Genomic DNA, 6,929 nt, shown 5'->3' on the forward strand with positions numbered 1-6,929 from the left:
ATTTCTTGTTAATCATGTATGTACTCTTTTTCGGGTAAAAGGCAACATCCTGATATACAATTATTAAAAATGACTTTATTATTTGAAATAATCCATTAATATCGTTTGGGAATTTACATTTTTTTAATTTTACTTAAGATTTCATAAAATATTATAGAAAAGTTTGAGTAAGTATAGCTAATCAAAATTAGGTTTATCTGGTGTACAGTCCCAAAGTATGATGGAAGTATAAACAATTTTGGAAATTTTGTCCACTGATCACATATAAATTCATAAGATGTGAGATCCCTTAAGAGTTTTGAGTCTTTTAGCATAATTGTAGAAGCCATAAAGATGCTCTTTGAGTTGTTGGTGGTAATACTTTTTAACTGTAGCATCTTTTAGCGTCCTATTCATACGTTCAACTTACCCATTTATCTAAGGATGGCTGACTTTTGTAACCTTTTGACTATGCCATCACAAAAAAATGAATAAGAATATTCTTACTTGTATACAATAACTACAATAAATCAAAATCTACTACTCATCGTCATAGTCAGGATATTGTTCAGGGGCTTTTCCTTCTTCTTTTGTAACTTTTGGATATCTTTTTCCTGTTTCTGCTTCTATGATATCACAACATTCTACTAAAAATTCCCAATTATCACCATAATCAAAAAGAAAAATCATTTTTTTACCTGGCTCAAAAACTTTATAGATATAAGAATTCCTGACACTTTTTTCATTAGGCATAATAGTCAAACTAGAATCAGTATCATAAAATAACGAACATCTTGTGTAAATAAATTACAATAAGAAATGGCAATAAAATAAACTTTACTTTAATGTTTTTTGTTGTATAATAAAAATTAGCATGTTAAATTTTAATATAATGTTAAATTGATATATTATTCAACAATATGCTTGCCATATTACTACATGCTTGATTAGAAGAGGTAAAAATAAAATGCAAAGTCAATTTGATGAGTTAGCAGCTCTATACGAAGATATGGCATTATGGCCATTTAGAAAAGATATTGAAATTCCAAATGTTTTAGCTCTAGTAGGAGATATAAGGGGACTATCGGTTCTTGATTTTGGATGTGGTACAGGCATGTATTCACGTCTGTTTAAAGAGAGGGGAGCAAAACGTGTAGTAGGTTATGATGTTGCTGATGGTATGATAAAGTATGCCAAAGAGCAAGAAGAAAAAAATCCTGTTGGAATCGAATTTATTTCTGAGTTAACTCCAACTCTTGAAAATATATTTGATTTAGTGGTAGGAGTTTATGTATTGCCGTATGCTGCTACTCATGAGGAATTATATACAATGTGCAGTACCATGGCTGGTTTAGTAAAATCTGGAGGTCGCCTAATCACCCTACCAATACATCCAGAGTACGATCCCAATCCCAAATATTATGAACCTTATGGATTCAGGTTAATATCTGATAACCCCTATACAGAAGGCGGTAAGATTCAGCTGGAGCTTTGTTATTCAAATTATGATGTTAAAGTAACGGCATATTATTGGTCAAGCAGCATATTGAAGGCAGCATTAATTGAGGCTGGCTTTTCATCAGTTGAACAAATTGAGTTATTTACTAGTAGTACCGGTGATTTAAATAAAGCTTGTTCTACACTGAAAAATTACATAAAAAAGCCTCATGCTTCTATTTTAGAGTGCAAGAAAGAAAAAATATAGAATCAAATTTAATTGGAGATTTTTGAGAAAATGCAAAATAATAAAAAAATAGCAATTATTGGTTCTGGAATAGCTGGTCTAGCAGCAGCATGGAATCTGCATAAGAAATATGATATAGTTCTTTATGAAAAAGCTAGTGTTCTAGGCGGTCATGCGTACACAACAACATTTCAATATAAAGATAAAGTAATACCTATTGATTTAGGAGTACAGCTACTCCATCAATGGACTTATCCTAATTTACTTGAAATGCTTAGACAATTTAACGTTTCTACTTGTGCTGTATCTTGGTCACTTGCTTTTAGCTTTAGTTCTGAAGAAAATTGGAGCAATAACTTCCTTACAACCTTTTGGGATAAAATAAAAGATGAATGTAACCGCTTTTATTCTTCTCTTTTAAGTATTAGTAACTCTTCTATTGAATTTCAAATGCAACCTCTTTGTGAGTATCTCAAAACTGAAAAATATTCTGAAACTTTTATTGCTAAGGCACTTTTACCTTTATTAAGTACGGTTATTTTTAGCCCACAAGAAATATTAAATCATCCACTGTTTATTATAGTTGAGATTTTTAAGAATAATATGATTTCTTTTTTTAATCCTTGTTGCTGGCACAGGGTGGTAGGAGGAACAAAAGAATATATTAGTCGCTTAGCAGAAAATTTTATTGGAAAAGTACGTTTTGAGAAAGAAGTTATTTCATTAATAAGGCAAACAGATAAGGTTACTGTACAAGATGCTCAAAGAAATATGGAAGAGTTTGATGAAGTTATTATAGCAACTCATGCTGATACTGCTCTTTCTATGTTATCTGACCCAAGTAATGAAGAAAGAGAATTATTAAGCAGCTTTCAATATGTAGACTTTAATTTCATTCTACATAAGGATGAAGGGGTACTTTCTTCTAATATTCCTAGAACAGCTTTAACAGAATATACCTCCTCTGAACCAAACCACGAAAAGGTATATTATGAGGGTCATACTTACAATGTAAAAAAAGCTTTAGAGCTTAATTATTTAGATTATCCTTTAATTATTTCTCTTAATCCTAAAAACAGTGCTATACCAAAACAAGAAAAAATTATTGAAAGCAAAAATTATAAACATCCCCTGAAACCTCAAGATATTTCTATTAAAACTAAAATCAAATCTATTCAAGGAAAAAAACATACTTGGTTTTGTGGTTTAGACATAGCTTTTGATAGTCATGAAGCTGCATTTATATCTGGCATGGTAATTGCAGAGGCTTTGGGTGCTTCCTATCCCTTTTCTGATAAACCTATGGCTTTGAAGAGTTACCAAGATATAAAAAAATTCATGGGTTTCTTATAATCATGCATGTAATGAAATCCCTATGTAAAAGCCACCCTAAACAAGGTTTATGGCTAAATGAGAAACCTATACCAACACTAGCCCCAAATGAAGTACTAATAAAGGTACGTATTACTGGTTTATGTGGAACTGACCTTCATATTTATAACTGGAATTCTTGGGCTCAAGGAACTATAGCTCTTGGGTTAACTCCAGGACATGAATTTGTTGGAGAAGTTGTTAAATGCGGTTCTTTAGTTCAAAATATAAAAGTAGGCGAACGTGTCACAGCTGAAGGTCATATATTTTGTAAAAATTGTATTCTATGTTCAGATAAAAATCATTTGCATCTATGTACAAGTTTAAAGTGTATAGGAATAACAACTTCTGGTGCTTTTGCTGAATATATAGCAGTTTCAGAAGATAGTGTTATCAAAATCCCTGATAATATTTCAGACGAAATAGCAAGTATTTTAGATCCATTAGGAAATAGTATACATTGTGCAACGATTGCTGACTGTAAAAATAAGAATATTATTATTATAGGAGGAGGACCCGCTGGTTTGTTTCTAACCGCAATTTTAAAATATCAAAGTGCTAATAGAATTATTGTAATAGAACCTAACGAATACCGACGTGAATTAGCGCAAAAAATTGGTGCTACAATAGTAAGTTCTAGCATTGAAGAAATTTTAAAAAATCAAAAAAATTTGTTGGAATCAATAACTATTGGTTATGAAATGTCAGGAAGCCAAAAAGCTTTTGAAAACTTAATAGAGATAGTTCGACCTGGAGGCATTATAGGACAACTTGGAATTTTAAAAGACAAAGTTTTAATAGATGTAAATACAATAGTTCTTAAAGGTTTAACGATTAAAGGTATATATGGTCGTCTGATTTTTGATACTTGGCACAAAATGTTTGAAATTCTCACTAATAAATTAGATGTAACTGCTATTATTACTCATATTTTTCCAGCTCAAGATTTTCAAAAAGCATTTAATTTAGCATTAACAGGACAATGTGGCAAAGTTCTTATAAGATGGGATCACTGTCAAGGCAAATGATTTAACAAGGTAAATAAAATGCTCTCAAAAGTTTTTGAAGACTATAAAACACGAAAATACCTCTTAGATACTTTTAGTAAATATTTTGGCGTTAATAATATGCCATATACTAATATTCCTAATATGGGTTTATGGGCCACATATATGTCAAAAATTGGAATAAACCCAAATCTATATGCTCCGCTACGTCATGCCTTAATTGAATGTAGTTTTTTTAACATAGCTTTTGATGGCAAAGATATCGATTATAAAGAGTTAATTAATCAAGAACAACAAGCTATTGCTTCTAATATTGATTGCTTAATGATTCCTTGTATAAGAGAAAATAATATTGCTTCTTTACTTAACAAAGGCTACATTCCTATACCAAGTTTTTTTAATAGTATTGTTAAACTTTCGTGCGAATGGCAAGTTCACCTTAAAAATTCTTTATCCAGCAGAAGTTGTAGAGACACTATGAATGAAATTCGTGAAATTGAGCAGAATTATGTAACAGAGTGGATTCCTCTTAAAGATATAGTACGTAATAAATCGATTCTCACAAAGATTGTAGGCCTATATATTCAACATGCACAAAAATTTGACTACCCTGCTATAATGTACACACAAGAAATCTTAGAACATTTAGAAAATTCAATTTATTCTCAGTATTTTTATATTTGCTTAATTTATCTAGAGAAGCATTTAGTATACATGAGTCTTTCGTTTGTAGATTTCAAATCAAGTTATTTTGCTTTTTTAGTCGTAGGTATTAATCGCCTTATCGTACCGCATAACCATAATCTTTATAAATATGGCTATATTGCTAACTACAAATTTATGCAAGAACAAGGACTAACAATTATGGACATGACACGAGGTTTTGTTAAAGAAAAAATTAGAATGGGAGCAAATAAAATAGATTTACTCTATACTTATTTAAAACCTTTAACTTCAGAAGCAAAATTATATGTATCACATTTAAAAAAAAAATCTGAAATAATTATTGAAAACAACAATAATTATCGTAACTGTTCTGTCAATGGCATCAACTTAAGAGACTGCATTAGCAAACTCTCCTAAAGATATGATGGCGTTATAGCTAGGCTTATCCACTTTATTGTGGCTATACAATCTCTAACATTTTTCCTTAAGTTGATGCCATTAAGTGTTCTGTAGGTCAGTGATTTAACCAACAGGCTGTAATATAGCTAACTCAAATAAGGTTTACCTAATTCTTGAAATACAAAATCAATAGCAGCATTAATATTCGGCCAAAATGGTAGTGCTTTTCTAGTTTTATTTTTTATGGCAAATCAAAAGTGCTCAATCGGATTCAAATCTCACTTTTACCCACAAATATAAAAAAGCTAGTAAAATAGCAAATTCATATATTTGATAAAGGGGTTAAAAATGTACGGAGTGAATACAAGTACGCAATATACTGATATAGCTAACCAAGATAAGGTTTACCTGATTTTTGAAAAATAAAATCAATAGCAGCGTTAATATTTGGCGAAAAAATTGGCAGTATTTTTCTGATGGCGTGTTTTATGGCAAACCAAAATTTCTCAATTGCCGGAGAATATGGCGGCAAAAACAGTACTTTACACCCTACATTTCCAATCAATTTTCTGATTTTTACGGACTTGTGAAAGCTTGCATTGTCAAGAATTATGGTTTGCCCAGGCTTTAATGTTGGCACTAAAATTTTTTCAACATATGCTTCAAAAAGCTCACTGTTGCAACATCCCTCAAATGTACATGGAACGCCAACTTTTCCATCATTTAGAGCTCCAATAATACTAATTCTTTTTTTCTTAAATGCATGCTTTTCTGCAAATAATCTCTTGCCTTTAGGGGCCCATCCGTACGCATAAAACTCGTTGTCATCAATACCAGATTCGTCTATAAATACCAGATTTTCTTCCTTTATTTCAGCTACTTTTGCTGTGAATTCTTTACGCTTTTTTTCATCTCTCTCTTGATAAAGGAAGTTTTTTTTTATATGTGTAGCCAGCTTTTTTTAGATAATTATATGCTGTCTCTTTGCACATATTGCCAAATTTTTCAATTATTTTATCAGTCGTAACATCTTGATTATCTTGTAAAAATTTGAAAAAACTGCCCATATCTTTAATCTTGCTCCTATGACCTGTTTGATAACCAGATGCTGGCTTTATGCTTCCAGTTTCCTCCCTTCTTTTTCGCCATAAATATATTGTTTTTATACTGAGTTTAAATGTTTCACCTATTTTTTTCATGGACATTTTTTTCTCGTCAATAATCTTGAAAACACGTTTTCGCAAGTCCTCGCTGTATGGTTTGGGCATTTTTAACTCCATCTCTTTATTATTCAATCCATCATCTTACCATAAAATTTATCTAAGTAAACCTTATCTTAGTTGGCTATATTAAACCTAGCAAGAAAATATAAAGGAATTAAGGATCAAGAATTACGCTATGCACTAATTAAATCTTTATTTGAAGGCATAAGATTAGCAATGATTAATATCATTAGTATTTTGATAAAAAAATAAATAAATAAAAAAAATTGAAAAATTGATTTGACTTCCAGCAAAATTGATGGCCTTATGACGACCACTGCTGAAAAAGCAGAGTAAATAATAAAAAAAATTTAGTCATTAATTAATGAGGAGTTTTATGAATAATAATGGAAAAAGCAAAGATCGTAGAGAAGAAGTAGAATTTAGAGCATTAGAAAGCAACGGAAAAGCGCTACTTGATCGTGAAGTGATAGAAACGTTTTTAAGTGCAGTACATGACAGGGAAGAGGCGCAAATTATAGCTGAAAGGCTAATGGATAGTTTTGGAATAGGAGGAATTTTAGGACAGGAAATGGATGACCTGAAAACTATAGAAGGAGT

At 30.9% G+C, this 6,929-nt stretch carries 7 protein-coding genes and 2 pseudogenes; 5 read left to right on the plus strand and 4 right to left on the minus strand.

Translation table 11 applies throughout. The features are described 5' to 3' along the window. Positions 1-193: 193 nt before the first annotated feature. Both IC220_RS05700 and IC220_RS05705 read right to left on the minus strand, forming a co-directional pair. Positions 194-444: pseudogene (locus tag IC220_RS05700) on the minus strand (IS481 family transposase); the annotation flags it as partial. A gap of 75 nt (positions 445-519) precedes the next feature. After that, positions 520-732 (minus strand): plasmid pRiA4b ORF-3 family protein, encoded by a 213-nt coding sequence (locus IC220_RS05705; RefSeq protein WP_223158792.1) that lies wholly within the window; start codon positions 730-732, stop codon positions 520-522. 214 nt (positions 733-946) lie between these two features. Between IC220_RS05705 and IC220_RS05710 the strand changes: the two genes are divergently transcribed. From IC220_RS05710 to IC220_RS05725, 4 genes are read left to right on the plus strand one after another with little or no spacing between them, the layout of a single operon-like run. Beyond that, a complete protein-coding gene (locus tag IC220_RS05710; RefSeq protein WP_188153543.1) occupies positions 947-1,684 on the plus strand; it encodes a class I SAM-dependent methyltransferase in 738 nt (245 codons plus the stop codon). A 30-nt stretch (positions 1,685-1,714) separates the two neighbouring features. Then, complete coding sequence (locus IC220_RS05715; RefSeq protein WP_188153544.1) at positions 1,715-3,016, plus strand: NAD(P)-binding protein; 1,302 nt, start codon at positions 1,715-1,717, stop codon at positions 3,014-3,016. An 11-nt stretch (positions 3,017-3,027) separates the two neighbouring features. Further along, a complete protein-coding gene (gene tdh, locus IC220_RS05720) occupies positions 3,028-4,062 on the plus strand; it encodes an L-threonine 3-dehydrogenase (RefSeq protein ID WP_188153545.1) in 1,035 nt (344 codons plus the stop codon). An 18-nt stretch (positions 4,063-4,080) separates the two neighbouring features. Continuing rightward, positions 4,081-5,124 carry a hypothetical protein gene (locus IC220_RS05725; protein ID WP_188153546.1) on the plus strand — a complete coding sequence of 348 codons (1,044 nt, stop codon included), beginning with the start codon at positions 4,081-4,083 and terminating at the stop codon, positions 5,122-5,124. Positions 5,125-5,494: 370 nt separating this feature from the next. Here the strand turns inward: IC220_RS05725 and IC220_RS05730 are convergent, their stop codons facing one another. Both IC220_RS05730 and IC220_RS05735 read right to left on the minus strand, forming a co-directional pair. Then, positions 5,495-6,061: an IS630 family transposase gene (locus IC220_RS05730; RefSeq protein ID WP_188153548.1), complete on the minus strand. Its 567-nt coding sequence runs from the start codon at positions 6,059-6,061 to the stop codon at positions 5,495-5,497. Then, a complete protein-coding gene (locus IC220_RS05735; protein WP_188153547.1) occupies positions 6,015-6,374 on the minus strand; it encodes a helix-turn-helix domain-containing protein in 360 nt (119 codons plus the stop codon). Before IC220_RS05735 ends, IC220_RS05730 begins: the two co-directional genes overlap by 47 nt. 331 nt (positions 6,375-6,705) lie before the next feature. On the opposite strand from IC220_RS05735, the pseudogene IC220_RS05740 reads away from it, so the two are divergent. Further along, positions 6,706-6,929: pseudogene (locus tag IC220_RS05740) on the plus strand (DNA repair protein RadC); the annotation flags it as partial.

The sequence above is a fragment of the Wolbachia endosymbiont of Pentalonia nigronervosa genome (assembly GCF_014534705.1).
In the GTDB taxonomy this organism is placed as follows: Bacteria; Pseudomonadota; Alphaproteobacteria; order Rickettsiales; family Anaplasmataceae; genus Wolbachia.